This window comes from Plantactinospora mayteni (genome assembly GCF_016862935.1).
In the GTDB taxonomy this organism is placed as follows: Bacteria; Actinomycetota; Actinomycetes; order Mycobacteriales; family Micromonosporaceae; genus Plantactinospora; species Plantactinospora mayteni.
This window is the reverse complement of the sequence record NZ_BONX01000012.1, coordinates 310370-326992: the sequence shown is the minus strand read 5'-3', so window position 1 is coordinate 326992 and position 16623 is coordinate 310370. Positions and strand designations below refer to the sequence as shown.

Here is a 16623-nt window from a genome sequence, read left to right as displayed (position 1 = left end):
GGGCGGGAGCAGAGCCACGACCCGCGGTGCCCCGGGGCCGTGGCCGCTGCCCTGTCCCGACAACCGTCGAGAAGCCTGTCCCGACAAACCGCGGGAAGGCGCGTCCCTAGAACTGCGAGAAGAACCGCCAGATCTCACCCTTGGTCCAGGTCGTGACGCCGCTCTCCGAGTAGGTCCCGTCGACCGGGCCGGGCATGTGACCGTTGTCGAACGCGGCCCACTGCACCGGGTACCCCGCCCGGCAGCCAGAGTAGGCGGTGGTGCGATGCGTCCGGCTGCCCGCCGCCGGCTCGGGCGGGTTCTGCGCGGTGCACCCGTTGTTCCGGACGAACGTGTCCCGCAGGCTCCGGCCCTGGGAGATGTTCAGGACGTTGTCCGAGATGCCGTGCAGTCCGAAGTACGCGATGGGTTGTGTCCCGCCGCTGCACCCGCTGATCTGCGCACCGGCGATCACCGCGACCGCCCGGAAGACCGTGGCCCGCGCGCAGGCGAGGGCGTAGCTCATGCCGCCGCCCCAGCTGAAACCGGTGGCGAAGCGCCGGCCCGGGTTGACGCAGAGGTCGTTCTCGATGCGGCTGATCATGTCGTCGACGAAGACGACGTCCTCACCGCCGGAGTTGGCCCAGCCGTTGCCGAAACCCTGCGGCGCCACCAGGATCGCGCTGTTGTTGCCCGACTGCTCCCACTGGCCGTAGTAGGACCAGGACTGGCCACTGGTGCCGCCCGAGTCGATCTCGTTGGCGGTGCCGCCCCGCCAGTGGAAGGCGAAGATCAGCCGGTACGGGGTGCTGTTGTTGTAGTTGTTGGGCATCCGCAGGATGAAGCTGCGGGCCTTGCCGTTGCTCTGGATCGAGTGCGTGCCGTTGCGCAGCGTCGGTGACTTGCCGCATCCGGCGCTTCCACCGGTCGGCGGCGGGTCGGTCGGTCCGCCGCCCCCGAGCCGGACCAGCTGCCACTGCTGGTTGGTGCCGTTGAGGTCGGAGTATTGCACGACGTTCGCGCCGTCGGCCGTCGAGGCGCCCTGCACCTCCACCACCTTGTTGCTGTTCCGGTTCACCAGCCGGACGTGGCCGCCGTCCGAGTCGGCCAGTCGGAACTGCTGGTTGGCTCCGTTGTGGTCGGCCCACTGGTTGACGGCGGCGCCGTCCGCGGTCGACCAGTTGGAGATGTCGAGGACCTTGCCGGAGTGCCGGGACTTCAGCCGGTAGTAGCCGTCGCCGGAGTCGACGAACTGCCACTGTTGGTTCGCCCCGTCGTTGCGGGTCCACTGGCTGATCCGCGCACCGTCGTTGGTGGCCAGGCCGTACAGGTCCAGGGCCTTGCCGCTGTTGCGGTTCACCAGCACGTACCAGGCGTTGGTGTCCACGGTGGCCGCCGAGGCGGGTGTCGCGTGCAGTACGCCGAGGGCGCCAGCCGCGAGGACTGTCGCCGCCATCGCCGCCAAGCCTGCCCGCCAACCACGTCTGTGCCCGGAGGCGGGTGGTGCCTCACCGATGGCCTTCATGATCCGCTCCTTCGATCGGGCCACCCGCGATCAGGACGGACGCGGACGGCCTGCCGTGTGCCGGCGTCTGGTGGTGGCGTCAGCACCTCAGGTTGGTGTGTGAGCACGGCCGCGCGGTCACCACTCGCGTTCCGGCCCCTGCCCGAGGGCCGGCGAACGTCGAACAGCCTGCGCAGACCCCGGCGTTGCTTCGGTCAGGCTCCCGGCAGCCTTCGGCCCACGGGGAGAAGTTAGCGCTAACAACGTCATACGTCAAACGATTTGCATCGATGCGGCCCGGCATCCGACGATGGCGATCGAGGGCAGCATCAATGGCGGTGGGCAGCAGTCCGATTCCCCGGACGCGCTCCTCCGCGCGGGGTACCGGGGGTAAGCCTCAGCGCTCGCCGAGGTGGGCCGGCCTCAGGTGGAGGGTCGGCGTCAGCGGTCGCCGAGGTGGGCCGGCCTCAGGTGGAGGGTCGGCGTCAGCGGTCGCCGAGGTGGATCAGCGGTCGCCGAGGCGGCGGGTCGCCCCGTCCATGCCGTCGTCGTCCGGTCCTCCGGTGAACTGCGTGGTCTCGTCCGAGCGTCCGCCGAACTGGCTGGTTGCGCGACCGCTGGGTTCGCCGGGCCGGGGTGCCGGAGCCGGCGGCGTCAGCGGGCTGAAGGTGGGCGGCATCGGCGGCGCGCTCGGCACCGGCGGGCTGGAGATCGGCGGGCCGTGGTGCGGTGCCCCGCCGGCCGGGGCGTTGTACGGCGGGGCCGGATACTGCGGCGTGCCGGGACCGTAGGTCGGCGGCACGGCGGGGCCGAAGTTCGGCGGGGCGGACTGGGCGTAGTTCGGTGCGGTCGACGGGCCGTAGTTCGGCGGATGCGGGGCTCCCGGTGCGCCGGGCCCGCCGGGCGGGAACTGGCTGGCCGCACCGGGCCCACCGGGCGGTACCGGGGCGCCGGGCGGGAACTGGCCCGGCGCCTGGCCACCGGGCGGGAACTGGCCGGTCGGCGGGTACCCCGGAAGACCGGGCTGGCCGGCGCCGCCGGGGAAGCCGGCCGCCGCCGCGCGGGGCGAGCGCCAGCGGTGCGGTATGAACAGGGTGGCGCCGAGCAGCACGGCGAGCAGCGCGGAGAGCGCTCCGGAGGGTGCGGTGAGCGCGAACTCGACGCCGAGGAAGGAGCGCGGCAGCACGTCGGTCATCGACCCGAAGCTGAAGACGGACCACAGCGCCATGGCCATGAAGAGCAGACCGGCGGCGGCCGGGCCGAGCGGGGACCACCGGGGCAGCAGCAGCGCGGCGAGCAGCCCGGCGACGACCACGATGACGACGAACCCGAGGAGCGTGTCCCCGATCTCGTCCCGGCTGATCCCACCGTTGAACCTGACCAACCCGATCCCGGCCAGCACCCAGATGATCGGCGCGCTGACCAGCCCGAATACCAGTGATCCAAGGTGTCGCACTGCAACCTCCCCAGCCGGGTGCCTCCCGGCACCGTACCCGGACCGGGCAATGCCGGCCTCGGCGTGTCGGTCCGGGGCGGGTCGACCGAACGACCCGCCCCGGCACGGTCAACTTGTCGTGCTGTCGGCCGCGTCGTCGCGCGTCGTCGCGGACCGGGGCGGAGCCGACCACGGCGAGCCGGCGTCGCGGCGCGGCAGCGGCGGCAGCGGTTCGGTGTCCGGCTCCGGGTAACCCAGGGTCGGCGGTTTGATGTCGGCCTCCGGCGGGTTGTTCAGCAGGGACCAGTCGGTCGGGGTCGGCTCCTCCACGTCGGACGACGTCGGCGCGGGGCCGGCGGCGACCGGGCGGGGCCAACGACGCCAGCGCTGGATGCTGAAGGTGGCCATCAGCAGCAGCACGCCGATCAGGAACGTCGTGCCGTTGTCCAGCGCCTGCACCAACAGCAGCGGGTCGCCGAAGAGCTTCCAGTTCGCCGGCACCGCGTCGCGCACGGTGAAGGGGTCGACGAACAGCCCGGCGTACGGGGCGACCAGCAGCAGGCCGGCGACGAGTGGACCGGCCGGGGAGAGCCGCAGCGTGCCGAGCAGGCCGAGCAGGATGCCCGCGACTCCGAGGTAGACGGCCCCCTGGATCAGGTTGGCCGTGTTGAAGGTACCGACTTCCACCCAGCGGGTGACGGTGCGGGCGGACCCGTCCTGACCGAGCGCGATCAGGGCCCAGGTCAGTGGCGCCGCCACCACTCCGGCGAGGAAGCTCCAGAGATGTCGCATCCGCGCACCGTACCGCCTCGGACGGCGTTGAGCAGCCTGCACTGGCGCGTCTGGATCGATCTTGCTGACTGTCACCGTGGGGTGACCGGGGTGATCCGGGTAACCGGCGTCACCGGCGGGGGCGGTGGCACGGCATGCCGCCGTACCGTTGCCGGCATGACCGAGCAGTTCTCGCCACCGCCGGCCGGCAAGCCGACCTCGTACTCGCGGGTCACGCTGAGCCGGATCATGACGGCGGTCGACGTCAACCTCTACGGCACCGTGCACGGCGGCGTGCTGATGAAGTTCGTCGACGACGTGGCCGGGGCGTCGGCGGCCCGGCACTCCGGCGGTACGGCGGTGACCGCCGCGATCGACGAGATCGTCTTCGCCGAGCCGGTCCGGGTCGGTGACCTGGTACACGCGCACGCCCAGGTCAACTGGACCGGGCAGACCTCGATGGAGGTCGGGGTCCGGGTGGTCGCCGAGCGCTGGGACAGCGCCGAGGACGACCCGATCGTGGTGGCCACCGCCTACCTGGTCTTCGTCGGGGTGGACGTGGCCGGCAACCCGCGCCCGGTCCGCCCGGTGTTGCCGGAGACCCCGGTGGACGAGCGCCGGTTCCGCGAGGCGGAGATCCGCCGGGCGCACCGGCTGGCCAAGCGCAAGGCGATCCAGGCACATCGGGGCACCGCCGACACGGCCGTCGCCGGCTGAGCCCTCGGGCACCAACCTCCCTGGCGCGGCCCACATGATCCGAGGGCCGGACATGTGGGCCGGGCACGCGTACCGGCACCGGCCTCCGGGCGGAGAATTGCGGGTCGGGGTACGGCAGTATGGCGACCGGGCCCCAGCACACCGGCGTGCTGGCCGTAGGGAGGGAGCAGGACCATGGTGGGCGAGGTGCTCTGGACGCCGCCACCGGCCGACCGCGACCGGTCCCGGATCGGCGACTACCTGCGCTGGCTGAGCCGGCACCGGGGCCTCGACTTCGACGACTACGCCGCGCTCTGGCGCTGGTCGGTCACTGATCTCGACGGCTTCTGGCGCTCGATCTGGGACTACTTCGAGGTCCAGCCCCACACCGAGCCGACCGCGACGGTGGTTGACACCTCCATGCCCGGCACCCGCTGGTTCCCCGGCGCCACCCTCAACTACGCCGAGCACGTACTCCGGATGCCCGGGCTGGCCGACGACGAGCCGGTGGTGATCGCGCACAGCCAGACCCGCGCCCCGGTCACCCTCACCGCCGCCGAGCTGCGCGAGCAGGTACGCCGGGTCCGGGCCGGACTGGTCCGGCTGGGCGTCGGCCCCGGCGACCGGGTGGCGGCGTACGCCCCGAACATCCCCGAGACGTTCGTGCTGATGCTCGCCACCGCCAGTCTCGGGGCGGTCTTCTCCTCCTGCGCCCCCGAGTTCGGCACCCGCAGCGTGCTCGACCGCTGGCGGCAGATCGCCCCGACCGTGCTGGTGGCGGTCGACGGCTACCGGTACGGCGACAAGCCCGTCGACCGCCGCGCCGAACTGGCGACGATCCGTTCCGCGCTGCCGTCGCTCGTACACACGGTGGTGCTGCCCTATCTGGAGCCGGACGCCGCGCCGCCGGACGCGGCGCTGAGCTGGGCGGCGCTGGCGGCCGAGACCGACGAGCCGCTCTCCTTCGCGGCGGTGCCCTTCGACCACCCGCTCTACGTGCTCTATTCGTCCGGCACCACCGGGCTGCCGAAGCCGATCGTGCACGGGCACGGCGGCATCCTGCTCGAACACCTGAAGATGCTGGCGCTGCACCACGACCTCGGCCCGGGGGACCGGTTCTTCTGGTTCACCACCACCGGCTGGATGATGTGGAACTTCCTGGTCTCCGGCCCGGCGGTGGGCGCCGCGATCGTGCTCTTCGACGGCAACCCGGCGGTCCGGGCCGAGCCGGGCCGGCCGGCCGAGCCGGACCTGGGCACGCTGTGGCGGCTCGCCGCCGAGACCGGGACCAGCTACTTCGGCACCTCGGCACCCTTCCTGCTGGCCTGCCGTAAGGCCGAGCTGCGCCCGGCCGACCTGTTCGACCTCTCCGCCGTGCGCGGGGTCGGTTCGACCGGTGCGCCGCTGCCGGCCGAGGGCTTCCGCTGGGTGTACGACTCCGTCGGCGCCGACCTGCGGCTCGACTCGATCTCCGGCGGCACCGACGTCTGCACCGGTTTCGTCGGCGGCGTGCCGCTGCTGCCGGTCGTCGCCGGTGAGATCACCTGCCGCTGCCTCGGCGCCCGGGTGGAGGCCCGGTCGGCCGACGGCACACCGGTGATCGACCAGCTCGGCGAGTTGGTGATCACGGCACCGATGCCGAGCATGCCGGTCGGGTTCTGGAACGACCCGGACGGCCGCCGCTACCGGGAGGCGTACTTCGACGTCTATCCCGGGGTGTGGCGGCACGGGGACTGGATCACCGTCACCGAGCGGGGCAGTTGTGTGATCACCGGCCGCTCGGACGCCACCCTCAACCGGGGCGGCGTACGCCTCGGCACCGCCGAGTTCTACTCCGTGGTGGAGGGACTGCCGGAGGTGACCGACTCGCTGGTGGTGCACCTGGAGGACGACGAGGGCGGCGCGGGCGAACTGCTGCTCTTCGTCGTACTCGCCGAGGGGTTGGATCTGGGGCCGGAGCTGACCGCGCGGATCAACCGGGAGCTGCGTACCGGGCTGTCGCCCCGACACGTGCCGGACGAGGTCCACCAGGTGGGGGCGGTGCCGAAGACGCTCTCGGCGAAGAAGCTGGAGGTGCCGGTGAAGAAGATCCTCACCGGGGCGGCGATGGACTCGGCCGCCGCCACCGGCGCGCTGGCCAACCCGGAGTCGCTGGTCGCCTTCGCACACTTCGCCCAGCAGCGGACCGCCGAGCGCCAGACCGGCACCGAGCGGCAAGGCGGGCCTGAGCGGCAGGCCGGGGCCGCCCCGGAGGAGTCGGAGCGGGCCGCCGAGCGGCCGGCGGGGACGGCGTCGACCGGGGCGGCGTCGACCGGAGCGATGTGACGTCGGTTACGTCAGCTGAACCGTGACCTTCTCTGCCGTCGCCCGGTCCGCGAGCCGGGCCGGGTCGAGGTTTCCGCAGAGCACCGTGCTGGCCCCGGCGGCCAGCGGGGCGAGCAGCCAGTCCACCGGGTCGGGGTGGCGGACCGCGTTGACCAGCACCCGGTCGCCGGCCCCGATGCCCAACTCCGTGGCGCGCTGGGCCGCCAGGTCGGCGAGTACCGGGTCCTGCGGCCCGGCGGCCGGGTACGGCGTGAAGTGGTCGCCGTGCCCGCGTACCTCGATCACGTAGTCGGCCCAGCCGGACGGCAGGTCCCGGACCGGGGCGGCGAGCGGGGCGAGCGCGAGGGCGTACCGGTCACCGGCTGGCCAGGCCGTCGCCTCACCGACCCGGTCGACCGAGGCGAAGAGCACCTCGACCGGCTGCGCGGCCGACTCGCCAGGTCGGGCACCGGCCACGGCCGACCCGGTCGACCAGCAGCCGAGCAGCACGGCGGCGGTCTGCCAGTGCGGCGGCAGCAACACCCCGACGGGATCGCCCGGAGCCAGTCCGGCCGAGTCGACCAGCAGGTTGGCGGTCTTCGCCACCCAGTTGGCCAGGGTCGCCCCGGAGAGTTCGGTCCGGTCCCCGGTCGTGTCGTCGTACCAGGTCAGCAACGGTCGGGTCGGGTCGGCGGCGATCGCGGCGGCGAAGAGCCCGGAAATGTTCTCGGTCATCGCCCGCGACGATACCGACCCGGACGGCCGCTGACGGCGATCTCCGGGCCGGCCTGTTGACGATCTCCGGGGCCGGCGGCGGGGCGTACCGACACCCGTCGTGACGGCCTCGTCGCGTACCTGTCCGAGTCACCGGAAAGACAGTTGCCCGACGGGTCGCAGTCGACGCGTCCGGGTCGGCGCGGCGTAGGCTTGGAGTAAGTGTTGTTCCCCACATCACACCCAGCCGAGGAGTTGCCCAGTGACCGCCGGTCGCCCGCCCCGAGTGCTCATTGACGCCACCAGCGTCCCCGCCGACCGGGGCGGCGTTGGTAGATACGTCGACGGCCTGCTCGGCGCGCTGGGCAAGGTGATCGGGCCGGGCCTGGAGCTGGCCGTGGTCGGGCTGCGGACCGACGTCGAGCGATACTCGCGGATGCTGCCGGCGGCCGAGGTGATCCCGGCACCGGCGGCGGTGGCGCACCGGCCCGCGCGGCTGGCCTGGGAGCAGACCGGGCTCCCGATGCTGGCCCAGCAGGTCGGCGCGCAGGTGCTGCACTCGCCGTTCTACACCTGCCCGCTCCGGGCCGGCTGTCCGGTGACGGTCACGGTGCACGACGCGACCTTCTTCACCGAGCCGGAGCACTACGACAAGTCGCGGCGGACCTTCTTCCGCAGCGCCATCAAGACCTCGCTGCGCCGGGCCGACCGGGTGATCGTGCCGAGCAAGGCGACCCGGGACGAGCTGATCCGGCTGCTGGACGCCGACCCGACCCGGATCGACGTGGCCTACCACGGGGTCGACCAGGCGGCGTTCCACGCGCCGAGCGACGAGGAGAAGGCCCGGGTACGCGCCAGGCTCGGCCTCGGCGGGCACAGTTACGTGGCGTTCCTCGGCGCCAAGGAGCCGCGCAAGAACGTGCCGAACCTGATCCGGGGCTGGGTGCTCGCGGTCAAGGACCGGTCGGAGCCGCCGGCCCTGGTGGTTGCCGGCGGTCAGGGGCACGACGACGACATCGACCAGGCCGTCTCCGACGTACCGGCGCACCTGCGGCTGCTCCGCCCCGGCTACCTGCGCTACGCCGACCTGCCGGGCTTCCTCGGCGGTGCGCTGGTCGCCGCCTATCCGTCGTACGGCGAGGGCTTCGGGCTGCCGATCCTGGAGGCGATGGCCTGCGCCGCTCCGGTACTCACCACGCCGCGACTGTCGTTGCCCGAGGTGGGCGGCGACGCGGTGGCGTACACCAGCGAGGATCCGCAGCAGATCGCGACCGACCTCGGCGCGCTGCTCGACGACGAGGCGCGGCGGCTCTCGCTGGCCAAGGCGGGCTTCGACCGGGCCAAGGAGTTCACCTGGGAGTCCAGCGCCGAGGTGCACCTGGCGGCCTGGGGCCGGGCCCGGGCCCGGGCGGTAGCGGGCGTGACGGTACCGGGCTGAATTCGGGTGTTATCAGACGGTGTGTGCGTCCCGCCCCTGACGTCTCGGGCATGATGTGGCGATGTTCTACGCCGTGATTCCGGCCGGCGGCAGTGGCACCCGATTGTGGCCACTCTCGCGCGCCGGCCGCCCCAAATTCCTCCTCCCACTGACCGGCTCCGACGAGTCGCTGCTCCAGGCGACCGTACGCCGGGTGCGCCCGCTCTCCGCCCCGGAGAGCACGTACGTGGTCACCGGTGCCGCGCACGCGGTCGCGGTGGCCCGGCAACTGCCCGACGTACCGGAGGAGAACGTCCTGGTCGAGCCCTCCCGCCGGGACTCCTGCGCGGCGATCGGGCTGGCGGCGGCGATCATCGCCCGGCGTGATCCGGACGCGGTGATGGGCGCCTTCTCCGCCGACCACGTGGTCGGCGACCAGACCCGCTTCCTGGAGGTGCTCGGCGCGGCGATCTCGACCGCCCAGGACGGGCTGATGGTCGCGGTCGGCATCACGCCGACCCACCCGGAGACCGGCTACGGCTATCTGGAGTCGGGTGAGTCGATCGGCGACGGCCCGGCCCGGCAGGTCGTCCGGTTCAAGGAGAAGCCGGAGTACGACCTCGCGGTCAAGTACGTCGAGTCCGGCCGTTTCTACTGGAACGCCTCGATGTTCGTCTGGCGGGTCGACGTCTTCCTCGGCGAGCTGGCCCGGCAGCAGCCGGAGCTGTACGCCGGGCTGACCGAGATCGCCGCGGCCTGGGGCACTCCCGAGCAGGCGGCGGTACTCGACCGGATCTGGCCGGAGCTGACGAAGATCTCGGTGGACTTCGCGGTGATGGAGGGGGCGGCCGAGCGTGGCCTGGTCGCCACCGTGCCGGCCGACTTCCGGTGGAACGACGTCGGCGACTTCCACACTCTCGGCGAGGCGCTGACCGGCGACGACGCGGGCAACGTGGTACTCCGGGAGGGACCCGACGGCACGCCCCCGGCCGGCCGGGTCATGCTCCGGGACACCGCGCGTACCGTCGTGGTGACCCAGTCCGACCGGCTGGTGGTGACCCTCGGGGTCCAGGACGCCGTGGTGGTCGACATGCCGGACGCGCTCTTCGTCTGTGACCGGTCCCGAGCCCAGGAGGTCAAGGAGATCGTCGCCGCGCTGGAGGCGGAGGAGGCACACCCCTACCTCTAGCGCGCCCCGGATCCCTCTAGCGCGCCGCGGAGCCCGCGCTGTGCCGGGTGAGCTGGGCGCACCCGGTGAGTTCATCCGGCCGCTCGGCTCGGGTAACCATGACCCGGGTTGGGCGATCTGCCCCAGCGCCGGCCCGAGCGCCGGCTACCGGGTGATCCCGGTGACCGGGGCGGGTGCGGGGCCTGGCCCGGTCCTCCCGTTCCGGGCGAAGACCGCGAGTGCCGGTGCCACCAGTTGGGCGGTGGCGCCGGCCAGCGGCTCGGGGAGCGCGTCCGGCGGAAACCAGCCGAGTTCCACCGACTCCGCGCTGACCCGTTCGACCGCGCCGGCCGGGGCGACCGCGGCGAAGCGTACGTCGTGGTGCAGCGAGCCGCCCTGGCAGGAGACCTGGTGGATGTCCAGGTCGATCGGGGTCGGGTCGAGCCACAGCCCGGTGATCCCGGACTCCTCGGTCGCCTCCCGCAGTGCCGCCCCGGCCAGCGTCCGGTCGTCGGGTTCGCAGTGCCCGCCGAGCTGCACCCAGCGGCGGAACCGGCCGTGCAGGCAGAGCAGGACCCGGCTGCCGGTGGCGTCCAGCACCAGGGCGCTGGCGGTGACGTGGCCGGCCCGGTGCGCCCGGGTCAGCGCCGCCGGACCACCGTCGTCGAGCAGTCGCAGGGTCCGGTCCAGCGCGTCCGCCGCCTCGGCGGTGGGCGGCTGCCAGGCGGTGAGCAGGGCCACGGTGTCGGCGTACAGGGCTTCGGGCACAGGGTCACCCTAGTCAGGGGCTCATATCATGATCGGTATGACGTGCCTTTCGCGTACGGTCGAACTGGCGGTCGCCGGCAACGAGGCGAGTGATCTGCTGCCGGTACGCGCGCCCGAGGTGCTCGCCGCGTACGGCGCCCGACGGGCGTTCTGGACCGTACTCGACGAGGGGCCGGTCGAGCACTGCCTCGCCCTGCTGGTCGAGCGGTACGACGGGAACTGGCTGACCGCGCACGTGCCGATGGACGCCGGTGCCGAGAACGGCCGGACCGAGGACGGCGAGGCGCTGGCCCGGCACGACGGCTGGATCTACGTCTTCGGCTCGCACTTCGGCTCCAAGCGTGGGCCGTTGCGCCCCCGCCGCGCCTTCGTGGCCCGGTTCCGGGAGGCCGAGGCCGCCGCCGTACTGCCCCGGCTGCACGTGGTACGCAACCAGTTCCGGCTGCACCGGGCGGTGAACGACGCCCTGCTGGCCGCCGGGATCGGCGTACTTCCGGCGGGACAGCAGGTGCGGCACCTCTTCATCGCGGCGACCCGGGCCCGGGGCACCGCCCGGGCGAAGGGCTGGGTCGACCGGCTCACCGACGACGACCTGCCGGTCAACGTGGAGGCGGCGGCGTTCACCCCGGCCGGCACCGTGCTGCTCGGGCTGCGGTTCCCGGTGACCGGGCGGGGCGAGCCGATCTTCGTGGAGTTGGCGGACGTGGCCGGGATGTTCGACCGGCGGAGCTGGCCCCGGGTCGTCGGGGCGTACGCGTTGACCGGGGTGACCCGGCCCGGCGAGCTGACCGGCTTCCGGGCGCTGTCGGCCCGGGACGACGGCGGATACGACGCGGTGGTCGGCTCGATCGACGCGCTGGGCAAACGCTCGGTGCTGCTCGACGACCACCCGACCGGCGGCGACGTGACCAGCCGGCACGTGCGGTTCCGCTGGCCGGCCGAGCCGGCCGGGCCGATGGTCGCCGGTGAACTGGTCGCGGACCTCGCCCCGCTGCACAACGTCGAGGGACTGACCGAACTGGACGGTGCCCACTACTACGTGACCGACGAGGACCACCGGGTCGCGCTGCTGATCGCGCCTGGCCGGCAGAGCTGAGCCGCCACTACGTCACAGTGAGCCGCCTCGGCACGCTCATCTGATGGGGCGGCACGGAAGCATCTGGTGGAGCGGCATGGAAGGCGACAACCCGGACAGCACCTTTCGCGGACAACCGTCCGCGAACCCTCGTGGCGACCGTCCGGGTGCCGCGTTCCTCCCCCTGCCCCCGGCATGCCGCAGGGCCACCCGACGTCCAGGACGTCGGTGACCCCGATATCGGCCTAGTGAGCATGCCCGCTGGCTCCGCCGGCCGTCGAGGTCTTTCAGTTCACGCTGAAAGACGCTGATAGATCGCGCCCGGTAGAGTGCGACTGGTTGCCGGGCAACCCCCATCCGGCGATTCGGGGAGTGCGCGCCATGCTGCGGATCTTCTTCTCCAGCGAGGACATCGCCCGGACCCGGGTCGCCCCTGCCGCGGACCAGGTCTGGGAGCTGGTCCTCAGCCTGCACCTGTTGCAGGGGCGCAGTCGGGACCCGATGATGGCGGGCTGGCGGCGGGGCGTCTTCGGCGGGCTCCGCCGGGACACCGTACCGGGGCAGTTGCGGCTGCTGCTCGCCCTCAATCCGCCCCGCGGCTACTTCCCCGACTTCCTGACCCCCTACCACAGCATGTACGGCCTGCCGGCGGGGCTGGACGCCGTACGCTCCACTCCGGTCAGCTCGCTGGAGCGCGACCTGAACGTACTGGCCGGGGAGAGCCCGCTGCCGCTGCCCAGTTCCGCCAGCGCACTGGCCCGGGGCGACGTCGAGGTGCTGGAGCACCTCACCGACTCGATGCGGATCTACCAGGCGACCGCGATCGAGCCGTACTGGGACCGGATCCAGGCGGCCGTGGAGGCGGACCGGGCGCGGCGGGCACGGGCCCTGCTCGACGGCGGTACCGAAGGGCTGCTGGCCAGCCTGCGTCCGGCGATGCGCTGGGATTCCGGGGTACTGGAGGTGCCGGACTATCCGGCCGACCGGGAGTTGCACCTCGACGGGCGCGGGCTGCTGCTGGTGCCGTCGTTCTTCTGTGCCCGGATGCCGGTGACCCTGCTCGACCCCGAGCTGCCGCCGGTACTGGTCTATCCGGTCGACCGGTTGGGCGGGCTGACGCCGGCACCGGGCGAGGGCGCCGGTCCGGTGCCGGCGACCGGTGGGGAGGAGAGCCGAGCGTCGCTGGGCGCGCTGATCGGCAAGACCCGGGCCCGGGTACTGGAGGTGGTCGGTGACGGCTGCTCGACCGGCGAGGTGGCCCGCCGGCTGCACATCTCGGCGGCGGCGGCGAGCCAGCACACCACCGTGCTGCGCAACGCCGGGCTGCTGGTCAGCCACCGCGACCGCAACACCGTGCTGCACAGCCTGACCCCGCTGGGCCGGGCTGTGCTGACCGGTTGAGCGGCCGGCCCGGGGCAGGTCAGAGCCCGGCGGCGGGGCCCGGTGGGTAGCTGAGCAGCAGGGTCGCCCCGAGCACGCCGGAGGGCGCCGGCAGTACGGCGGAGCCGAGGCCCTCGGCGGCCAGCGCGGCCCGCAGCCGGTGCAGGTCGGCACCGAACCGGATCAGCACACCGGGATCGCCGTCGGCCGGGCCGGGGGGCGCGCAGTCGAGCAGCGCGGCGGTCCCGTACCCCTGCGGCGGAGCCGACTCGCCGAGCCGGTCGCGTACCCGTCGATCGTCGGTGACCAGCGTCCACACCGTGCCGGGCGCGACGACCCCGGCCACCATGCGCAGTGCCCGGTCCACCACCGCGCTGTCCAGCCCGGCGTCGGTGCCGTCCAGCACCGCCGGGACCACGGGCGGGACCGGCCCGCCGGCCGTCGACTCGGCGAGAGTGGCGGCGGCGCGCAGCCCGTCGGCCCGCGCCTCGGCGGTGCCGAGGGCGAACAGGTCGTGCTCGGCGTTCCGGACGAGCGCCGCCGCGCCGAGCCCGTCGTCCGGACCGGCGGCACCGAGATAACCACGGACCACCGCGACCGGTACCTGGTCACACTTGCCCTTGACCAGCTCGCCCGCGCCGGCCAACTCGTCGACCACGGCCATCTGGGTGATGTTGAGCTTGTTGCCGTACGGGTCGACCTCGCCCCGGTGGTCGCGGACCGCCGGCATCCCGGCGACCCCCAGCGCGACGTCGGTGAGGCCGTTGCGCCACGGCCGGCCCATGGTGTCCGAGATGATCACCGCCACGTCGGCGCCGTGCCGCTCCCGGATCGCGGCCCGCAGGGCCCGGGCGGAGGCGTCCGGATCCTTCGGCAGCAGGACCAGCCGTGAGCGGTCCACATTGGAGGCGTCGATCCCGGCCGAGGCCATCACGAAACCGTGGTGGGTCTGGACGATCCGGGTCGAACCGCGCCGGGCCACCGGGCGGGCGGTCTCGCCGGCCAGTACCTCCGCCCGGGCCGCCTCCCGCTCCGGCCCGTCGATTGGCACCTCGACCAGCCGGCCCTCCGCCTTGGAGACGATCTTGCTGGTCACCACCAGTACGTCGCCGTCCCGCAGCCAGGGCGCGGCGGTCGCGATCAGCGCCGACAGGTCGTCGCCCTCGGTGACGTCGCCGATGCCGAGCACCGGCAGCACCTCAAGTCTCATCCCAGCTCCACGGCGGTTCTCATCCCATTTCCACGGCGGTCCGGACCATGGTCGCGGTCGCCGACTCGTCGGTCATCCAGAGCGGGGCCGCCCGCACGGTCACCCCCTCGACCTCGGTCCCGGCGTCGGTGCTGTCCACCAGCCAGGCATCCAGGATGCCACCGGCCGACCGGGCGCCGTAGAGCCCACCCACCCCGGCCGCGGTGCAGGGCACCCCGAGTACCGCCAGGCAGCGGTCGGCCATCCCGCGTACCGGGGCGCCGCCGATGATCGGCGACACTCCGATCACGGGTGCCGGGCCGGCGACGAGCGCGTCCCGCAGCTCCGGTACGGCGAGCACCGGCGCGACGCTCACCACCGGGTTGCTCGGGGCGAGCAGCACCACGTCCGCTCCGGCCAGCGCGTCGAGTACCCCGGCCGCCGGCTTTGCCGCCTCGGCGCCCACGAAGACGAACCGGTCGGTGGGCAGCTTGCCCCGGTGGCGTACCCACCACTCCTGGAAGTGGATCGCCCGCTGGGCGTCCGGGGCGTCACTGTCGGGGTCGCGTACCACGACGTGGGTCTCCAGGCGGTCGTCGGTGGCGGGCAGCAGGCGTACCCCGGGCTGCCAGCGGGCGCAGAGCGCCTCGGTGACCGCCGAGAGAGGGTAGCCGGCGTTCAGCATGGTGGTCCGGACCAGGTGGGTCGCCACGTCCCGGTCACCGAGGCCGAACCAGGTCGGCTCCGCGCCGTACGCGGCCAACTCCTCCTTGACGGTCCAGGTCTCGCCGGCCCGGCCCCAGCCCCGTTCCCGGTCCGCCCCGCCGCCGAGGGTGTACATCACGCTGTCCAGGTCCGGGCAGATCCGCAGGCCGTGCAGGACGACGTCGTCGCCGACGTTCACCACCGCGGTCACCTCGGCACCGACCTGACCGGCGTACGCGCGTACGCCGGTCAGGAAGCGGGCGCCACCGATGCCCCCGGTCAATACCACGATGTGCATGGCCTCCATCCTCGCCCATCAGCTCTGGACAGGCGGCGGGCGGGCCGGCCGACTAGGCTCAGGCGACGCAGGAGTCCGTCACTGCCTTCAGGGGGAGAGTTGACCAGCCAGCCCGGGCCCGCGCCGAGCGATGCGCCGCAGGCCAGTTCGACAACCAAGCCGCTGCGCGAGCTGATCGCGCTGGTGCTCGTCGGTGCCAACGCCCTCTTCATGTTCAGCGGGCTGATCGAGTTGTTCTTCGGCGGCTGGGAGAACTCCGACTTCGGCGACCGCTCGCTGGGTTCCTTCTACGCGTTCGTGGGCCTGGAGCAGGTCGCGCTGCCGTTGCTCGCGGTGCTGCTCGCCACCCACCTCCAGCCGGTGGTCGGGCAGGCCCGGGTGATCACCCTGGTGGCGCTCGTCGAGTACGCCGTCTCGGTGCTGTTCGGCGGGATCACCCTGCTCGCCGGGGTCTTCGGGCTGCTGGCCGAGACACAGTTCCGGCAGGCGTTCACCCGGACGCTGGTCTTCGTCGGGGCGTACGTGATCCTGCTGGCGGTGGCCTTCCTGGTGCTGCGGGTGTGGCTAGCGCTCTACCACGTGCCGAAGCCGAAGCCGCAGCCCGGCCTCTACGGCCAGCCCCAGCCGTACGGCCAGCCGGGCGCCTACGGCCAACCGGGCACGTACGGCCAGCCGACCACGTACGGGCAGCCGGGTGCGCCGTACCAGGGCTATCCGCCGGCCGGTCAGCCGGAGCCGCACCTCTACGGCCAGCCCGTGGTCTACGGCCAGCCGACCGACTACGCCCCGCCCACCGGTTACGGCCAGCCCGGGTACGCCCCGCCGGTGCCGTCGTCCGCCCCACCGGCCCCGGCGTCGGCCCCGCCCGCCCCGTCCTCCGCTCCGCCGGCACCCGCCTCCGCACCGCCGGCCGCTACACCGCCGGCACCGCGCGCTGAGTCGGCCGCCCCGTCGGTCGGTGCGGCGCCCTCGGTCGGGCCGGTGCCGTCGGTCGGCGCCACCCCGTCGGGCACGACGTCCCCGCCAGACACGACGTCCCCGCCGGACACGACGTCGCCGGAGTCGGACGAGGAGGAGACCGGGCGGACCCAGGTGATTCCGCAGCGACCGCCGGTGGCCGACCGTACCCAGCGGATCAACCCGGCCAGCCAGCAGCCGTCGGCCGGCGCCCAGCCACCGTCGGCGGACCGGGACGACGACCCGACCCAGCCGCGCTGAGC

General features: G+C 73.2%; 13 protein-coding genes and 1 pseudogene. 7 read left to right on the top strand and 7 right to left on the bottom strand.

What is annotated here, in order from left to right; all coding sequences use genetic code 11:
* Positions 1-106: 106 nt before the first annotated feature.
* The 3 genes from Pma05_RS12490 to Pma05_RS12480 all read right to left on the bottom strand — a co-directional run bounded on the left by Pma05_RS12490 (position 107) and on the right by Pma05_RS12480 (position 3710).
* Complete coding sequence (locus Pma05_RS12490) at positions 107-1504, bottom strand: RICIN domain-containing protein (RefSeq protein WP_203857509.1); 1398 nt, start codon at positions 1502-1504, stop codon at positions 107-109.
* A gap of 484 nt (positions 1505-1988) precedes the next feature.
* The gene (locus Pma05_RS12485) at positions 1989-2939 is read right to left on the bottom strand and encodes a hypothetical protein (RefSeq protein ID WP_203857508.1); all 951 of its coding nucleotides are present in this window, start codon (positions 2937-2939) and stop codon (positions 1989-1991) included.
* A 108-nt stretch (positions 2940-3047) separates the two neighbouring features.
* Entirely contained in the window at positions 3048-3710 is a 663-nt protein-coding gene (locus Pma05_RS12480) for a hypothetical protein (RefSeq protein ID WP_203857507.1), read from the bottom strand.
* Between the two features lie 156 nt (positions 3711-3866).
* On the opposite strand from Pma05_RS12480, the gene Pma05_RS12475 reads away from it, so the two are divergent.
* Both Pma05_RS12475 and Pma05_RS12470 read left to right on the top strand, forming a co-directional pair.
* Positions 3867-4406, top strand: a complete 540-nt coding sequence (locus Pma05_RS12475; protein WP_203857506.1) for an acyl-CoA thioesterase — start codon at positions 3867-3869, stop codon at positions 4404-4406.
* Positions 4407-4583: 177 nt separating this feature from the next.
* Positions 4584-6599, top strand: a pseudogene (locus Pma05_RS12470) (acetoacetate--CoA ligase); the annotation flags it as partial.
* A gap of 117 nt (positions 6600-6716) precedes the next feature.
* Here the strand turns inward: Pma05_RS12470 and Pma05_RS12465 are convergent.
* Positions 6717-7424, bottom strand: a complete 708-nt coding sequence (locus tag Pma05_RS12465; RefSeq protein WP_203857505.1) for a TIGR03089 family protein — start codon at positions 7422-7424, stop codon at positions 6717-6719.
* Positions 7425-7665: 241 nt separating this feature from the next.
* Between Pma05_RS12465 and Pma05_RS12460 the strand changes: the two genes are divergently transcribed.
* Together Pma05_RS12460 and Pma05_RS12455 are read left to right on the top strand one after the other, a co-directional pair.
* Positions 7666-8841, top strand: a complete 1176-nt coding sequence (locus tag Pma05_RS12460; protein WP_203857504.1) for a glycosyltransferase family 4 protein — start codon at positions 7666-7668, stop codon at positions 8839-8841.
* A gap of 61 nt (positions 8842-8902) precedes the next feature.
* Positions 8903-10009: a mannose-1-phosphate guanylyltransferase gene (locus Pma05_RS12455; RefSeq protein ID WP_203857503.1), complete on the top strand. Its 1107-nt coding sequence runs from the start codon at positions 8903-8905 to the stop codon at positions 10007-10009.
* 144 nt (positions 10010-10153) lie between these two features.
* On the opposite strand, the gene Pma05_RS12450 is transcribed toward Pma05_RS12455, so the two are convergent.
* Positions 10154-10756: an NUDIX hydrolase gene (locus Pma05_RS12450; protein ID WP_203857502.1), complete on the bottom strand. Its 603-nt coding sequence runs from the start codon at positions 10754-10756 to the stop codon at positions 10154-10156.
* A 37-nt stretch (positions 10757-10793) separates the two neighbouring features.
* Here Pma05_RS12450 and Pma05_RS12445 point away from each other — a divergent pair, with 37 nt between their 5' ends.
* Positions 10794-11852, top strand: a complete 1059-nt coding sequence (locus Pma05_RS12445) for a hypothetical protein (RefSeq protein ID WP_203857501.1) — start codon at positions 10794-10796, stop codon at positions 11850-11852.
* A gap of 360 nt (positions 11853-12212) precedes the next feature.
* Positions 12213-13232, top strand: a complete 1020-nt coding sequence (locus Pma05_RS12440; RefSeq protein ID WP_203857500.1) for an ArsR/SmtB family transcription factor — start codon at positions 12213-12215, stop codon at positions 13230-13232.
* 19 nt (positions 13233-13251) lie between these two features.
* Here the strand turns inward: Pma05_RS12440 and Pma05_RS12435 are convergent, their stop codons facing one another.
* Both Pma05_RS12435 and cofD read right to left on the bottom strand, forming a co-directional pair.
* Positions 13252-14421, bottom strand: coding sequence for a coenzyme F420-0:L-glutamate ligase (locus tag Pma05_RS12435; protein WP_203857499.1), 1170 nt, complete (start codon positions 14419-14421; stop codon positions 13252-13254).
* Positions 14422-14440: 19 nt separating this feature from the next.
* Positions 14441-15403: a 2-phospho-L-lactate transferase gene (cofD, locus tag Pma05_RS12430; RefSeq protein ID WP_203857498.1), complete on the bottom strand. Its 963-nt coding sequence runs from the start codon at positions 15401-15403 to the stop codon at positions 14441-14443.
* Positions 15404-15502: 99 nt separating this feature from the next.
* Here cofD and Pma05_RS12425 point away from each other — a divergent pair, with 99 nt between their 5' ends.
* A complete protein-coding gene (locus tag Pma05_RS12425; protein ID WP_203857497.1) occupies positions 15503-16621 on the top strand; it encodes a hypothetical protein in 1119 nt (372 codons plus the stop codon).
* Positions 16622-16623: the final 2 nt, after the last annotated feature.